At 63.6% G+C, this 14,454-nt stretch carries 13 protein-coding genes; 10 read left to right on the forward strand and 3 right to left on the reverse strand.

Going from position 1 to position 14,454, the window contains the following annotated elements:
• Positions 1-13 precede the first annotated feature (13 nt).
• Complete coding sequence (locus tag APH35_RS04480) at positions 14-682, forward strand: DNA-3-methyladenine glycosylase (RefSeq protein WP_060514265.1); 669 nt, start codon at positions 14-16, stop codon at positions 680-682.
• A 2-nt stretch (positions 683-684) separates the two neighbouring features.
• A complete protein-coding gene (locus tag APH35_RS04485; protein WP_012274382.1) occupies positions 685-2,001 on the forward strand; it encodes a bifunctional DedA family/phosphatase PAP2 family protein in 1,317 nt (438 codons plus the stop codon).
• Positions 2,002-2,066: 65 nt separating this feature from the next.
• On the opposite strand, the gene APH35_RS04490 is transcribed toward APH35_RS04485, so the two are convergent.
• Genes APH35_RS04490 through APH35_RS04500 form a run of 3 tightly spaced genes read right to left on the reverse strand, consistent with a single transcriptional unit; the run spans position 2,067 to position 3,742 of the window.
• Positions 2,067-2,657 carry an LON peptidase substrate-binding domain-containing protein gene (locus APH35_RS04490; protein ID WP_012274383.1) on the reverse strand — a complete coding sequence of 197 codons (591 nt, stop codon included), beginning with the start codon at positions 2,655-2,657 and terminating at the stop codon, positions 2,067-2,069.
• A 9-nt stretch (positions 2,658-2,666) separates the two neighbouring features.
• Complete coding sequence (locus tag APH35_RS04495) at positions 2,667-3,383, reverse strand: LrgB family protein (RefSeq protein WP_012274384.1); 717 nt, start codon at positions 3,381-3,383, stop codon at positions 2,667-2,669.
• Positions 3,380-3,742 (reverse strand): CidA/LrgA family protein, encoded by a 363-nt coding sequence (locus APH35_RS04500; protein ID WP_012274385.1) that lies wholly within the window; start codon positions 3,740-3,742, stop codon positions 3,380-3,382. Before APH35_RS04500 ends, APH35_RS04495 begins: the two co-directional genes overlap by 4 nt.
• Before the next feature lie 143 nt (positions 3,743-3,885).
• Between APH35_RS04500 and APH35_RS04505 the strand changes: the two genes are divergently transcribed.
• From APH35_RS04505 to APH35_RS04540, 8 genes are all read left to right on the forward strand, one after another.
• Positions 3,886-4,341: a MaoC family dehydratase gene (locus APH35_RS04505; protein ID WP_012274386.1), complete on the forward strand. Its 456-nt coding sequence runs from the start codon at positions 3,886-3,888 to the stop codon at positions 4,339-4,341.
• 201 nt (positions 4,342-4,542) lie between these two features.
• Positions 4,543-5,421, forward strand: coding sequence for a 50S ribosomal protein L11 methyltransferase (gene prmA, locus APH35_RS04510; protein WP_060514266.1), 879 nt, complete (start codon positions 4,543-4,545; stop codon positions 5,419-5,421).
• Between the two features lie 42 nt (positions 5,422-5,463).
• Positions 5,464-6,837, forward strand: a complete 1,374-nt coding sequence (locus APH35_RS04515) for a DUF3426 domain-containing protein (protein ID WP_060514267.1) — start codon at positions 5,464-5,466, stop codon at positions 6,835-6,837.
• Positions 6,838-7,012: 175 nt separating this feature from the next.
• Positions 7,013-8,026: a tRNA dihydrouridine synthase DusB gene (gene dusB / locus APH35_RS04520; RefSeq protein ID WP_012274389.1), complete on the forward strand. Its 1,014-nt coding sequence runs from the start codon at positions 7,013-7,015 to the stop codon at positions 8,024-8,026.
• Positions 8,023-8,343 (forward strand): DNA-binding transcriptional regulator Fis, encoded by a 321-nt coding sequence (fis, locus tag APH35_RS04525; RefSeq protein WP_012274390.1) that lies wholly within the window; start codon positions 8,023-8,025, stop codon positions 8,341-8,343. The genes dusB and fis overlap by 4 nt, the downstream gene beginning before the upstream one ends.
• Positions 8,344-8,424: 81 nt before the next feature.
• Positions 8,425-10,032: a bifunctional phosphoribosylaminoimidazolecarboxamide formyltransferase/IMP cyclohydrolase gene (gene purH / locus APH35_RS04530; protein ID WP_060514268.1), complete on the forward strand. Its 1,608-nt coding sequence runs from the start codon at positions 8,425-8,427 to the stop codon at positions 10,030-10,032.
• Positions 10,033-10,201: 169 nt separating this feature from the next.
• The gene (gene purD, locus APH35_RS04535) at positions 10,202-11,497 is read left to right on the forward strand and encodes a phosphoribosylamine--glycine ligase (RefSeq protein WP_012274392.1); all 1,296 of its coding nucleotides are present in this window, start codon (positions 10,202-10,204) and stop codon (positions 11,495-11,497) included.
• A 135-nt stretch (positions 11,498-11,632) separates the two neighbouring features.
• Positions 11,633-14,404, forward strand: a complete 2,772-nt coding sequence (locus APH35_RS04540; protein ID WP_012274393.1) for a hybrid sensor histidine kinase/response regulator — start codon at positions 11,633-11,635, stop codon at positions 14,402-14,404.
• Positions 14,405-14,454: the final 50 nt, after the last annotated feature.

Raw genomic sequence — 14,454 nt, forward strand, 5'->3', positions numbered from 1 at the left:
ACGAACCGCCCGCATGCCAGCCCTGCCCGACAGCTTTTTCGACCGTGATGCCCAAACCGTGGCCAAGGGCCTGCTCGGCAAGGTTATCCGCCATCGCCACGGCGACCTGTGGCTGGCTGCGCGGATCATCGAGACCGAGGCCTACTACCTCACCGACAAAGGCAGCCACGCCTCGCTCGGCTACACCGAAAAGCGCAAGGCGCTGTTCCTTGATGGCGGGCATATCTACATGTACTACGCCCGCGGCGGCGACTCGCTGAACTTCAGCGCGCACGGGCCGGGTAACGCGGTGCTGATCAAGTCTGCCTATCCTTGGCAGGACGCCCTCTCGGGGCCCAACAGCCTGGCGCAGATGCAGCTGAACAACCCCGACGCCAGCGGCAGGCTGCGCCCGGATGAGCGCCTGTGCGCCGGCCAGACCCTGCTGTGCCGGGCCCTGGGCCTGAAAGTACCGCACTGGGACGCCCAGCGTTTCGACGCCGAACGCCTGTACGTCGAGGATTGTGGCAACGCCGTGCCCCGGGTAATCCAGGCCGCCCGCCTGGGCATCCCACACGGGCGCGACGAGCACCTCCCGTACCGCTTCGTCGACGCCGAGTACGCGCGCTTCTGCACGCGGAACCCGTTACGTCGCGGCCAAGTCGAAGGCCGTGACTTCTTCATTCTCGAACAAGGAAGCTGAACATGGGCCAATGGCTCGACAGCCTGACCGGCTGGCTAAGCGCCAACCCCCAGTGGCTTGGCCTGGCGATTTTCCTGATCGCCTGCATTGAATGCCTGGCCATCGCCGGCATCATCGTGCCAGGCACCGTGCTGCTGTTCGCCGTCGCGGTACTGGCCGGCAGCGGCGCATTCACCCTGGGCGAAACCTTGCTGCTGGGCTTTCTAGGTGGCCTGCTGGGCGACGCCTTGTCATACACGGTGGGCAAGTACTTCCACCAGAACATCCGCCGCCTGCCCCTGCTGCGTCACCACCCGGAATGGATCGGCAGCGCCGAAAGCTACTTCCAGCGCTACGGCATTGCCAGCCTGCTGGTAGGCCGCTTCATCGGTCCGCTGCGGCCCATGCTGCCCATGGTCGCCGGCATGTTCGACATGCCACTGCCGCGCTTCATCGCCGTCAGCCTGGTGGCGGGCGCCGGCTGGTCGGTCGCGTACTTACTGCCCGGCTGGGCCACCGGTGCTGCCATGCGCCTGCCTCTGCCAGAAGGCTTCTGGCTGGATGCCGGGATCATCGCCGGTACCCTGGCGGTGCTGATCGGCCTGAGCCTGAACAGTAGCCTGCGTGACCAGCGCCACGGTACTCGGCTGGTGGCCGCCCTCAGTTTCATCGCCCTGGCCGGCGTGTTCCTCGGCTGGCCCTACCTGCATGAGTTCGACCAAGGGGTGATGACACTGGTGCAGGAACATCGCAGCCAGGCCATCGACGGCATTGTGGTCCTGGTGACGCGGCTGGGCGACTTCCGCACCCAACTGTTCCTCGGCGGCCTGCTGACCGGCCTGCTGCTGCTTGCCCGTCAGTGGCGGCATGCGTTTTTCGCCGCCGGCGCACTGATGGGCACGGCGATCGCCAACGGCACCCTGAAATGGCTGTTTGCCCGGGCCCGGCCGGAAGTGTTGACCGACCCGCTGACCAGCTACAGCATGCCCAGCGGGCACAGTTCGGCGTCGTTCGCGTTCTTTCTGGTGATGGCAGTGCTGGCCGGGCGCGGACAGCCGCCACGGATGCGCCTGACCTGGGTGATGCTGGGTTGTATTCCGGCGCTGGCGATTGCCCTGTCACGGGTTTACCTGGGGGCGCACTGGCCGACCGACATCCTGGCTGGGGCCTTGCTGGCATGTTGCGTGTGCGCGCTTAGCCTGACCCTGGTACAGCGCCAGCAGACGCTACCGGCCCTGCCGCTGCGGGTGTGGTGGCTGGTGTTGCCGGCGTGCCTGGCCTTGCTGGCGTTCTTTGCCATGCATGCACTGCCACAGGCTTTGCTCAGGTACCAATATTGAGGTCGCCAGTGCCTGCCCCTTCGGGGAGTACCCGCGAAGGGGCAGGCACAAGCAAAACAGAACCATCAGGCGAATAGCTCACCCTGAATCCGCTCCAGCAGCTTTTGGATCTCCCCCAACCGTAGCTGCGGCGAATCGATTGCCAGCAGATCCAGCTTGTCCTCTTCCATGAACGGCAGCAGGTACGCCAGCTGATTGGCCAACGCCTGGCGCCCATCCACCGGGCGCGGCATGTCCAGCGCCTCGACCATGGGGTGCTCGCCCAACGCCACCAACAGCGCCATCAGGTCGTCATCGGCCTCGAGCAACGGGCTGTCCACTTGCTCCGGCAGCCATTGCACCTGCCCCACCAGCAACTGGTCCTTCTGCACTTCGGTGCTTCCCAGATTGAAGCGTCGCACGCCCTCGACACGGATACCCAGCAAGCCGTTGTCCTGCTGCACGAAGTCGCGAATGACGGCCTCGCAGCCGATCGAGGCCACCACTGGCGGAGCCTTGCCGACCTGCTCCCCTTCAAGGATGCACACCACACCAAAACCTTCGCCCTGCTTCATGCAGCGCCCGATCATGTCCAGGTAGCGCGCCTCGAAAATCTGCAAATCGAGAAAGCAGCCGGGAAACAACACGGTATTGAGCGGAAACAGCGGTAGCGTCATCACAACTCCTCAAGCCACCAGGCTGACTGCCAGCGGCAGGAACACCGCCGTGGCCACGCCCATCAGGCTCATCGCCAGCGCGGCAAAGGCGCCGCATTCGTCACTTTCCTGCAGGGCCACCGAAGTGCCCACCGCGTGTGCAGTCACCCCCAGCGACATGCCGCGCGCCTCGGGGCTGTGCACGCCAAAGCGGCTTAGCAGGGCCGGGCCGAAGATGGCCCCGATTACCCCGGTAATCAGCACGAACACCGCTGCCAGGGCCGCCACACCGCCAATTTGCTCGGCGACCAGCATGGCGATCGGCGAGGTGACCGACTTTGGCGCCATGGTCATCAGGATCATGTGCTCGGCACCGAACCACCAGCCCAGCACCAGGCAACAGAGCGTGGCGAACAGGCCTCCGACTACCAGCGTAGTAAATGTCGGCCAGAACAGCTGGCGGATACGCCGCAGGTTGAGATAGAGCGGTACAGCCAAGGCCACGGTGGCGGGCCCCAGCAGGATGTTCATGATTTCGGTGCTCTTGCGGTATTCCCTGTAATCGATGCCACACAACAGCAGCACACCGATCACCAGCAACATCGATACCAGTACAGGTTGCAGGAAGATCCAGCGGGTTTTCTCGTAGGCTGCCAGCACCACCTGGTAGGCCCCAAGGGTGATGCCGATGCCGAACAACGGGTGATGCACGACCGCATCGAGTGCACCTTGCCAGTCGAGCATCATGGCTGCTCCTCACGCTTGCCCTGGCGATGGATGAGCTTTTGCATCAGCACACCGACGAACACCAGGGTCATCAGACAAGAAATCAGCAAGGCCCCGGCAATCGCCCAGAAGTCGGCGGCAATGTCCTTGGCATACACCATCACCCCCACTGCCGGCGGCACCAGCAACAGCGGCAAGTAGCGCAACAGGCTACTGGCGGCCTCGTTCAGCGGCTTGCCCACCTCGCCGCGAGCCATGAGGAAGAACAGCAGCAACAAAAGGCCGATGATCGGCCCAGGCAAGAACGGCACAAACAGGTGATTGATCGCCGTCCCCAAAAGCTGGAACAGCACCAGCCAGGTCAAACCACGCAACAGCATAAGCATCTCCCTCGGGCATGGCCGCCATTATAAGCACGCGCGGCTATAGACCGATATTCGCCGAAAAGCAGGCAACTTGACTGAAACGGTTCGCCGTGCTGATCTTGCACTTTCGTACCAACTGACAACCCGGAGAGTCCGCGATGCCCTATGTACCGGTTACAGAGCTTTCGCAGTACGTTGGTAAGGAACTGGGCCGCTCTGCCTGGCTGAAGATCGACCAGCAGCGCATCAACCTGTTCGCCGAGGCGACTGGCGACTTCCAGTTCATCCATGTCGACCCTGAAAAAGCGGCAAAAACCCCGTTTGGCGGCACGATCGCCCACGGGTTCCTGACCTTGTCACTGATTCCCAAACTGATCGAGGACATCCTGGTCCTGCCACAAGGGCTGAAAATGGTGGTGAACTACGGGCTGGACAGCGTGCGCTTCATCCAGCCGGTCAAGGTAGACAGCCAGGTTCGGCTGAAGGTGGACCTGGCCGAGGTGGTGGAGAAGAAGCCGGGGCAGTGGCTGCTCAAGGCGATTGCCACGCTGGAGATCGACGGCGAAGAAAAGCCTGCCTATATAGCGGAGTCGCTCTCGCTCTGCTTCGTCTAGGCCGCACGGTACTTGTGGGGGCGGGCTCACCCGCGAAGCATCCGCTGCGTGGCATGGCACCGGCGTTGCCGGTGTTCGCGGCTAAAACCGCTCCCACAGGGTGTGCGCCCGGCCTCCTCTACAAACCCTGCGCACTCGCGTAAACTGCCAGCCTTCGCGCAGCCAAGGGCTGCCCCTGTCGATTTACCAAAGGTGCCCGCCATGCCCTGGCTGCAAGTACGCCTGGCCATCAGCCCGGAACAAGCCGAAACCTACGAAGACGCCCTGCTTGAAGTAGGCGCCGTCTCGGTCACGTTCATGGATGCCGAAGATCAACCGATCTTCGAACCCGACCTCAACACCACACCGCTGTGGTCGCACACCCACCTGCTGGCCCTGTTCGAGGCCGATGCCGACCCAGAGCAGGTGTTCGCCCACCTGCGTTTGCTGACTGGCGCCGAGCTGCCCGAACACCAAGCCGAGGTGATCGAGGACCAGGACTGGGAACGCAGCTGGATGGACAACTTCCAGCCGATGCGCTTCGGCCGCCGTCTGTGGATCGTGCCCAGCTGGCACGAAGCCCCGGAAAAAGATGCCGTCAACCTGTTGCTCGACCCAGGCCTGGCCTTCGGTACCGGCACCCACCCCACCACGGCTCTGTGCCTGGAATGGCTCGACGGCCAGCAACTCGACGGCACCCAGGTGCTGGACTTTGGCTGCGGCTCGGGCATCCTCGCCATCGCCGCACTGCTGCTGGGCGCCCGTGAAGCGGTAGGTACCGACATCGACGTGCAGGCCATCGAGGCTTCGCGCGACAATGCCCAGCGCAACGGCATTGCCGATGAGAAGCTGGCACTGTACCTGCCCGAGCACATGCCAGCGATGCAGGCCGACGTGCTGGTTGCCAACATCCTCGCCGGCCCACTGGTTTCGCTGGCACCGCAGCTGTCCGGCCTGGTTCGCCCAGGTGGCCTGCTGGCGCTGTCGGGTATCCTTGCCGAGCAGGGCGAGGAAGTAGCCGCCGCCTACGCCGCCGACTTTGATCTGGACCCTATCGTCGTGCGCGACGGCTGGGTGCGCATCAGTGGTCGGCGCCGCTAAGCGGGCCTAGAATACTTTTCTGCACAGCTCCCGGATTGCCGCATGACCGACAGTTTCGTCACCCAGTGCCCGCATTGCCAGACCAGCTTTCGCGTCACCCACCACCAGCTGAGCGTGGCCCGTGGCGTGGTGCGCTGCGGTCACTGCCTGCAGGTGTTCAACGCCGCCAAGCAGTTGCTGGAGCAGAACCGTGCCGGTACCGCCAGCGCGGCCGCGGCCGCGGCTGCGGCACCTGCGCCGGCACCTGCCGCGCCTACCGAGCCGCTGATCGAGCCTGCCAGTACCCCTGAGCCTGCCGTCGAAGTACGCAGCAGTACCCTTGACCAGGACTGGGCGCTTACCGCCCAGGCGCTGGACGAGCTTGACCTCGACAAGGAACTGGAACGCCTGGAGCGTCGCGGCCAAACCGCCCCGACACGCCCGGCCAGCCAGGATGACGGGCTGCAGGCACGGCGCGACGAACTGCACCTGGACGAGCACGCAGACGACCTGTTCGGCACGGCCACCGATGAGCCCTTCGAGCAGCAGCACCCGGCAGAGCCCGCCCCAGTATTGCTGCAGCCGGAACCCCTTGAGCTGGACCTGGGCCCTGCACCCGGCGAGCGCACCGAGCCGACCCTGGGCAGCAACCTTGACCTGGACATCGAAGACGAGCCGCCCGCGCACCGCGCGGCCGAAACCGATGAACAGCCCGCATTCGGCGAACCGCTGCGCGCCAGCGATGACGAACCCCCGGAAAGAGGCCTGAGTGCCCGCGACGATGAGCCGCTGGCGCTGCACCTGTCGGCGCGCGACGACGAACCCGTCGAGGTACTGCCCGGGGAGCGCCTGGAACCGGGCCTTACCGGCAAAGCCGAACGCCCCTCGCGCAAGGAGCCACTGGTCGACGTGGTCGACGATCCGCTGCAACTGGGCTGGGAAAAGCCCGCGCCTAACTGGGGCAAGCGCCTGCTGTGGGGTTTTCTGACCCTGCTGGCCGCCGGCCTGCTGGCGTTTCAGTACGTGTGGTTCCACTTCGACGAAATGGCCCGCCAGGACCAGTATCGGCCGATCTTCCAGCAAATCTGCCCGATGGTCGGCTGCCAGGTACCCACCCGCGTCGACATTGCCCGTATCAAGAGCAGCAACCTGGTGGTGCGTAGCCACCCGGACTTCAAGGGCGCATTGATCGTCGACGCGATCATCTACAACCGCGCACCCTTCGCCCAGCCGTTCCCGCTGCTGGAGCTGCGCTTCGCCGACCTCAATGGCCAGCTGATCGCCAGCCGTCGCTTCAAGCCCAGCGAGTACCTGTCCGGCGAACTGGCAGGGCGTGGCGAAATGCCCAGCCAGACGCCAATCCACATCGCCCTGGACATCCTCGACCCGGGGCCGAAGGCCGTGAATTACAGCCTGAGCTTCCGTTCGCCGGAATGAAGGGCCGGCTTGCCGGGGGCTGCAACACAGTAACAAGCCCCCGCGCTTACCAAATGTCATAAGCCGACAACTGTTCAGATTTTATCCAAATCCATCTTTATCCGGTCACCGAGAGCGGGTATCATGCCAACCCTTTTTCGAACTCCAAGATTCGGCCCCACAACAGGGATCACCTATGTCGGCGGTACGCATCGGCCAATACACACTACGTAACAACCTGATCCTCGCGCCCATGGCCGGGGTCACGGACCAGCCTTTCCGTACACTTTGCCAGCGCCTGGGCGCCGGCATGGTGGTGTCGGAAATGGTCAGCAGCGACATGAGCCTGTGGAACAGCCGCAAGTCGAGCCTGCGCCGCATCCATGAAGGCGATCCCGAGCCACGCTCGGTGCAGATCGCCGGCGGTGATGCGCAGATGATGGCGGCGGCGGCGAAGGCCAACGTCGAAGCGGGTGCCCAGATCATCGATATCAACATGGGCTGCCCGGCAAAAAAAGTCTGCAACAAAGCTGCAGGCTCTGCTTTATTGAGAGATGAGGCCTTGGTCAGTGAGATCCTCCATGCCGTGGTCGGCGCTGTGGACGTTCCGGTGACCCTGAAGATCCGCACCGGCTGGGACCGGGCGAACAAAAACGGCCTGAACGTGGCGAAGATCGCTGAACAGGCCGGCATCCAGGCGCTGGCGGTGCATGGCCGCACACGCGCCGACCTGTACACCGGCGATGCCGAATACGACACCATCGCTGCCATCAAGCAGGCGGTGTCAATCCCGGTTTTTGCCAACGGCGATATCACTTCGCCAGAAAAGGCCCGAGCGGTGCTGGACGCCACCGGGGTCGATGGCCTGCTGATTGGCCGGGCTGCCCAGGGGCGGCCATGGATCTTTCGCGAGATCGAGCATTACCTGCGCACTGGCGAACATTTGCCAGCGCCGCAGCTGGACGAAGTGGAACGCATCCTGCTGGAGCACCTGGCCGCGCTGCATGCCTTCTATGGCGATGTGATGGGCGTTCGTATCGCCCGCAAGCACGTTGGCTGGTACCTGGCAACACGACCCGGCGGCAAGGAGTTTCGCTCCCGGTTCAACGCTTTGGAAGACACACAAGCGCAGTGCGCCAACGTTCGCGCGTTTTTCAGCGAACGTCGACAGAGCCTTGAGACAGAGGACGGACAAGGGGTGGCCGCATGACGATGATGACCGAGACATTTGTGAGTGGAACAACGCCCGTGAGCGACAACGCCAACCTGAAACAGCACCTCAACACGCCGAGCGAAGAGGGCCAGACCCTTCGCGACAGCGTCGAGAAGGCGCTGCACAACTACTTCGCCCACCTGGAAGGCGCGACCGTGACGGACGTGTACAACCTGGTGCTCTCCGAAGTCGAGGCGCCCCTGCTCGAAAGCGTGATGAACTACGTGAAGGGCAACCAGACCAAGGCCAGCGAGATGCTCGGGCTGAACCGAGGCACCCTGCGCAAGAAGCTCAAGCAGTACGACTTGTTGTAAGCCAGAATCCCATCCAGAAAAGGCGGCTCCCTGAACAGAGGCGCCTTTTTTGCTGACTCCACCGCGTTATTGGAACCCGAAATGACCGACCAGACTACCCGCCTGCCAGTCCGCCGCGCCCTGATCAGCGTCTCCGACAAGACCGGTATCCTCGAATTCGCCCGTGAGCTGCAGCAGCTCGGTGTCGAGATCCTGTCCACCGGCGGCACCTACAAGCTGCTCAAGGACAACGGCGTGAACGCGGTGGAAGTGGCCGACTACACCGGCTTCGCCGAAATGATGGATGGCCGGGTCAAGACCCTGCACCCGAAAATCCACGGCGGCATCCTCGGCCGTCGCGGTACCGACGACGCCATCATGAGCGAGCACGGTATCAAGCCGATCGACCTGGTTGCGGTCAACCTGTACCCGTTCGAAGCCACCATTTCCAAGCCTGGCTGTGACCTGCCGACCGCCATCGAGAACATCGACATCGGCGGCCCGACCATGGTCCGCTCGGCAGCCAAGAACCACAAAGACGTCGCCATCGTGGTCAACGCCAGCGACTACGCCGGCATCGTCGAAGGCCTCAAGGCCGGCGGCCTGACCTACGCCCAGCGCTTCGACCTGATGCTCAAGGCGTTCGAACACACCGCCGCCTACGACGGCATGATCGCCAACTACATGGGCACCATCGACCAGGCCAAGGACACCCTTTCGACTGCCGATCGCAGCGAATTCCCGCGCACCTTCAACAGCCAGTTCGTCAAAGCCCAGGAAATGCGCTACGGCGAAAACCCGCACCAGAGCGCGGCGTTCTACGTCGAAGCCAAAAAAGGCGAAGCCAGCATTTCCACCGCCATCCAGCTGCAAGGCAAGGAACTGTCGTTCAACAACGTGGCCGACACCGACGCCGCGCTGGAGTGCGTGAAGAGCTTCGTCAAGCCAGCCTGTGTCATCGTCAAGCACGCCAACCCATGCGGCGTGGCCGTTGTGCCTGAAGAGGAAGGCGGCATCCGTAAGGCCTACGACCTGGCCTACGCCACCGACACCGAGTCGGCATTCGGCGGCATCATTGCCTTCAACCGCGAACTGGACGGCGAAACCGCCAAGGCCATCGTCGACCGCCAGTTCGTCGAAGTGATCATCGCCCCGAAAATTTCTCAGGCTGCCCGCGACGTGGTAGCGGCCAAGCAGAACGTCCGCCTGCTGGAGTGCGGCGAGTGGCCAGCCGAGCGCGCTGCCGGCTGGGACTTCAAGCGCGTCAACGGTGGCCTGCTGGTGCAAAGCCGCGATATCGGCATGATCACCGCCGATGACCTGAAGATCGTCACCAAGCGTGCCCCGACCGAGCAAGAAATCCACGACCTGGTATTCGCCTGGAAAGTGGCCAAGTTCGTCAAGTCCAACGCCATCGTCTACGCCAAGCAGCGCCAGACCATCGGCGTCGGCGCTGGCCAGATGAGCCGCGTCAACTCCGCTCGCATCGCTGCAATCAAGGCCGAGCATGCTGGCCTGCAGGTGCAGGGCGCGGTCATGGCATCGGATGCGTTCTTCCCGTTCCGTGATGGCATCGACAATGCGGCTAAAGTGGGTATCAGCGCCGTGATCCAGCCGGGTGGCTCGATGCGTGATGCTGAAGTCATTGCCGCTGCCGATGAAGCCGGCATCGCCATGGTGTTCACCGGTATGCGCCACTTCCGCCACTAAATAGTTGTCGGGCCAATCCCGACCCTTGTGTCGCGATAGGGCCGCAGAGCGGCCCCAGCAAGTTCTGCTGCGAAGCTGAAACCCAGGGGCCGCTACGCGCCCCTTTCGCGACACAAGGCCGCTCCTACAAAAAGCGGGATCGGCGCCAAACAGAATTCGAGGTTTTGACATGAAAGTTTTGATCATCGGTAGCGGCGGCCGTGAGCACGCCCTGGCCTGGAAAGTCGCCCAGGACCCACGCGTCGAAAAAGTCTTTGTTGCCCCTGGCAACGCCGGCACCGCCATTGAAGCCAAGTGCGAGAACGTCGCCATCGACGTCTGCGCCCTGGAGCAACTGGCCGACTTCGCCGAGAAAAACGTCGACCTGACCATCGTCGGCCCGGAAGCGCCACTGGTCATCGGTGTGGTCGACCTGTTCCGCAGCCGTGGCCTGGACTGCTTCGGCCCAACCAAGGGCGCGGCCCAGCTGGAAGGTTCCAAGGCCTTTACCAAGGACTTCCTGGCGCGTCACAAGATCCCGACCGCCGACTACCAGAACTTCACCGAAATCGAACCGGCCCTGGCCTACCTGCAGGAAAAAGGCGCGCCGATCGTGATCAAGGCCGACGGCCTGGCCGCGGGCAAGGGCGTGATCGTCGCCATGACCCTGGACGAAGCCGAAGCCGCCGTGCGTGACATGCTGGCTGGCAACGCCTTCGGTGAAGCCGGTTCGCGTGTGGTGATCGAAGAGTTCCTCGACGGCGAGGAAGCCAGCTTCATCGTCATGGTCGACGGCCACAACGTGCTGCCCATGGCCACCAGCCAGGACCACAAGCGCGTCGGCGACCAGGACACCGGCCCGAACACCGGCGGCATGGGTGCCTACTCCCCTGCCCCGGTGGTTACTGCCGACGTGCACCAGCGCGTGATGGACCAGGTGATCTGGCCAACCGTGCGCGGCATGGCCGAGGAAGGCAACGTCTACACTGGCTTCCTCTATGCCGGCCTGATGATCGACAAAGCGGGCAACCCCAAGGTCATCGAGTTCAACTGCCGCTTCGGCGACCCAGAGACCCAGCCAGTCATGCTGCGCCTGGAGTCGAGCCTGGTGTTGTTGATCGAAGCTGCCTTCGCCAAAGCGCTTGACAAGGTCGAAGCACAGTGGGACCCGCGCCCGAGCCTGGGCGTGGTCCTGGCCGCTGGCGGTTACCCAGGCGACTATGCCAAGGGCGACGTGATCAACGGTCTGGACGCTGCCGCGAAGATCGAAGGCAAGGTGTTCCATGCCGGTACCGCGCTCAAGGATGGCCAGGTGACCACCAACGGTGGGCGCGTGCTGTGTGCCACCGCCATGGGCAGTACTGTCGCCGACGCGCAGCAGCAGGCTTATCGCCTGGCCAAGGAAGTCAGCTGGAACGGCAGTTTCTACCGTACCGACATCGGCTATCGGGCCATCGCCCGCGAGCGCGGTGAGCACCAGCAGTAAGAAACACCGGAATGCCGCAGCACTTTCAGGCTGTGGCATCCGGCTCGTCGACAGGGCCCGGCATGGGCCTTGCCTTCGACTTGGCGCGCCGCGCATAGTTAGTACCCGGCACATCGGCTAAGAAGGGATTTCGTAGTGCGTCGGCTTCGGATTGCCTCAGCTCTGATCGTCAGCTTGCTGACCCTGCTCTTCATGTTTCCGGCTGCGGCCGAACATGACGGAGGCTGGACCGTACTGCTTGACGAACAGGCCAACCTGCAACTGAGCGATGTGCGCTCCGAGCGCTACCGCAACCAGTTCAGCCCCCTGGTCCTCGCCGAGCTGGATGCTGCCCCAGCAGAACAGGCCCTGTGGCTGCACTATCGCCTGCAACCAGGCGACCAGGAACAACTGCTGCGGGTATTCGCCCCAGACCTGTCTGGCCTGGACCTCTACGCCCTGGAAGGCGACCAACTTCTGCGTCAGCTGCACCACGGGCGGCAGGCAGGCAATGCCAGCCCTACCCTGCGCGGCAGCGACCATGTACTGCCCCTGCCCAACAGCAAGCAGCCGCTGGACATCTACCTGCGCCTGGTTTCCGAGCACCAGCTGCGCCCGGCCATCAGCCTGGAGCCGGCGGCCGAGGCCGCGTCGGACCAACGCCAGCCGCTGCTGTTCGGCATGCTGTTCGGCGGCCTGGTGATGCTGATCATGCACAACCTGATCCGCTTCCTTTACAGCCGCTCCAGCACCACCCTGATCCTGGCGCTGTACCACGGCCTTATGCTGCTCAGCGGCCTGATCCTGCTGAACCTCAGCGGCCCCTGGTGGCATGTGTGGCACAGTGCACAAACGCCTGCTGCCTACCTGACGCTGGTCCTGGCTGGCCTGTCCGGGCTGTATTTCACCCAGCATTTCTTCTCGCCATGCAACTCGCCACGGCTTAACCGCTTGCTGCAGGGTGAAATGTTGATTGTCGGGGTCAGCGGCCTGGTGTTGCTGTTCGTCGATACGCTGCCCCTCAACCTGATGACCTACGCCCTGATGGCGCTGGGCAGTGTGAGCATGCTGCTGGTCAGCAGCTATCACTGGTACAAAGGCTATGCACCCGGTCGCCTGTTCAGCCTGGCCATGGTGGTGTTCAACCTCGGTGGCCTGGTGCTGCTGCCAGCCCTGCTGGGCCTGACCCGCACCTCGACGCCCTGGCTGTTGTGTATCCTGCTGGGCCTGACCGTGGTCAGCGGCCTGCTGCTCAACCTGGCCGTCAGTGAACGCCTGCGGCGCATGAGCGAGGAGCGTTTCAGCGCCAGCCGCGCGCTGGCCGCCAGCGACGCCGAAATCAATGCCAAGGCCGAGTTCCTGGCTAAGATCAGCCACGAAATCCGCACCCCCATGAACGGTGTGCTGGGCATGACCGAGCTGTTGCTGGGCACACCGCTGTCGGTCAAGCAGCGCGACTACGTGCAGACCATCCACAGCGCCGGCAACGAGTTGCTCACGCTGATCAACGAAATTCTCGATATTTCCAAACTGGAATCCCGGCAGATCGAGCTGGATGACGTGCAGTTCGATCTCAACGCGCTGATCGAGGATTGCCTGAACATCTTCCGCGCCAAGGCCGAGCAACAAAACATCGAACTGATCAGCTTCACCCAGCCGCAAGTACCACGGGTCATCAGCGGTGACCCGACGCGGCTGCGCCAGGCCTTGTCGAGCCTGCTGGAAAACGCCCTGAAAAACACCGACCAGGGTGAAATTCTGCTGGTGGTGGCACTGGATCAACGCGGCGAGCTGCCACGCCTGCGCATTGCCGTGCAGGACAGCGGCGAGCCGCTGCCCGCCGCCGACCGCGACGCTTTGCTGCAAGCCGAACTGCACAGCCACCACTTCCTGTCCAGCAACAAGCTGGGCGGGCATCTGGGCCTGGTCATCGCCAAGCAACTGATCGGCCTGATGCAGGGCGAGTTCGGCATCAAGAGCAGCACTGGCATGGGCAACACCCTGTGGCTGACCTTGCCGCTGGACCCTTCGCGCCTGGAACAGCCGCCCGCCGACCTCGACAGCCCGCTGCGCGATGCCCGCGTGCTGGTGGTGGACGACAACGACACCTGCCGCAAGGTACTGGTCCAGCAGTGCAGCGCCTGGGGCATGAACGTCAGCGCGGTGCCGTCTGGCAAGGAAGCCCTGGCCCTGCTGCGCACCAAGGCGCACCTGCGCGACTACTTCGACGCCGTACTGCTGGACCAGAACATGCCCGGCATGACCGGCATGCAACTGGCCGCCAAGATCAAGGAAGACCCAAGCCTGAACCACGACATCCTGGTGGTGATGCTCACCGGCATCAGCAATGCGCCGAGCAAGGTCATCGCGCGCAACGCTGGGGTCAAGCGGATCCTTGCCAAACCAGTGGCCGGCTACACGCTGAAGACCACCCTGGCCGAGGAACTGGCCCAGCGCGGCCGCGAGCAGGCAGTGCCTGCCAGCCTGCCTGGCATCCCGCAGGCGCTGGACCTGCCTGGCGACTTCCGCGTGCTGGTCGCCGAAGACAACAGCATTTCCACCAAGGTTATCCGCGGTATGCTCGGCAAACTCAACCTTGAACCCGACACTGCCTGCAATGGCGAAGAAGCCTTGCAGGCGATGAAAGCGCAGCACTATGACCTGGTGTTGATGGACTGCGAAATGCCGGTGCTGGACGGCTTCTCGGCCACCCAGCAGCTGCGGGCCTGGGAAACGGCCAACCAGCGCCAACGCACACCGGTGGTGGCGCTGACCGCGCACATTCTTGCCGAGCACAAGGAACGCGCGCGGCTGGCGGGCATGGACGGCCACATGGCCAAACCGGTGGAATTGTCGCAGTTACGCGAACTGATCCAGTATTGGGCCAACCAGCGCGAAGCCAAGGCAGACCCGGCGCATACTTCCTAGGCTACGCTGTCGCACAGAGAACAGTATTCGAAAGCCCGATACGGCCCCTG

The organism is Pseudomonas sp. NBRC 111132, assembly GCF_001320565.1.
Taxonomy (GTDB): domain Bacteria; phylum Pseudomonadota; class Gammaproteobacteria; order Pseudomonadales; family Pseudomonadaceae; genus Aquipseudomonas; species Aquipseudomonas putida_P.

Bases quoted from the DNA above. Each gene is read 5' to 3' on its own strand.
- APH35_RS04480 (WP_060514265.1), top strand. From the start codon at position 14: ATGCCAGCCCTGCCCGACAGCTTTTTCGACCGTGATGCCCAAACCGTG.
- APH35_RS04485 (WP_012274382.1), top strand. From the start codon at position 685: ATGGGCCAATGGCTCGACAGCCTGACCGGCTGGCTAAGCGCCAACCCC.
- APH35_RS04490 (WP_012274383.1), bottom strand. From the start codon at position 2,657: ATGACGCTACCGCTGTTTCCGCTCAATACCGTGTTGTTTCCCGGCTGC.
- APH35_RS04495 (WP_012274384.1), bottom strand. From the start codon at position 3,383: ATGATGCTCGACTGGCAAGGTGCACTCGATGCGGTCGTGCATCACCCG.
- APH35_RS04500 (WP_012274385.1), bottom strand. From the start codon at position 3,742: ATGCTGTTGCGTGGTTTGACCTGGCTGGTGCTGTTCCAGCTTTTGGGG.
- APH35_RS04505 (WP_012274386.1), top strand. From the start codon at position 3,886: ATGCCCTATGTACCGGTTACAGAGCTTTCGCAGTACGTTGGTAAGGAA.
- prmA (WP_060514266.1), top strand. From the start codon at position 4,543: ATGCCCTGGCTGCAAGTACGCCTGGCCATCAGCCCGGAACAAGCCGAA.
- APH35_RS04515 (WP_060514267.1), top strand. From the start codon at position 5,464: ATGACCGACAGTTTCGTCACCCAGTGCCCGCATTGCCAGACCAGCTTT.
- dusB (WP_012274389.1), top strand. From the start codon at position 7,013: ATGTCGGCGGTACGCATCGGCCAATACACACTACGTAACAACCTGATC.
- fis (WP_012274390.1), top strand. From the start codon at position 8,023: ATGACGATGATGACCGAGACATTTGTGAGTGGAACAACGCCCGTGAGC.
- purH (WP_060514268.1), top strand. From the start codon at position 8,425: ATGACCGACCAGACTACCCGCCTGCCAGTCCGCCGCGCCCTGATCAGC.
- purD (WP_012274392.1), top strand. From the start codon at position 10,202: ATGAAAGTTTTGATCATCGGTAGCGGCGGCCGTGAGCACGCCCTGGCC.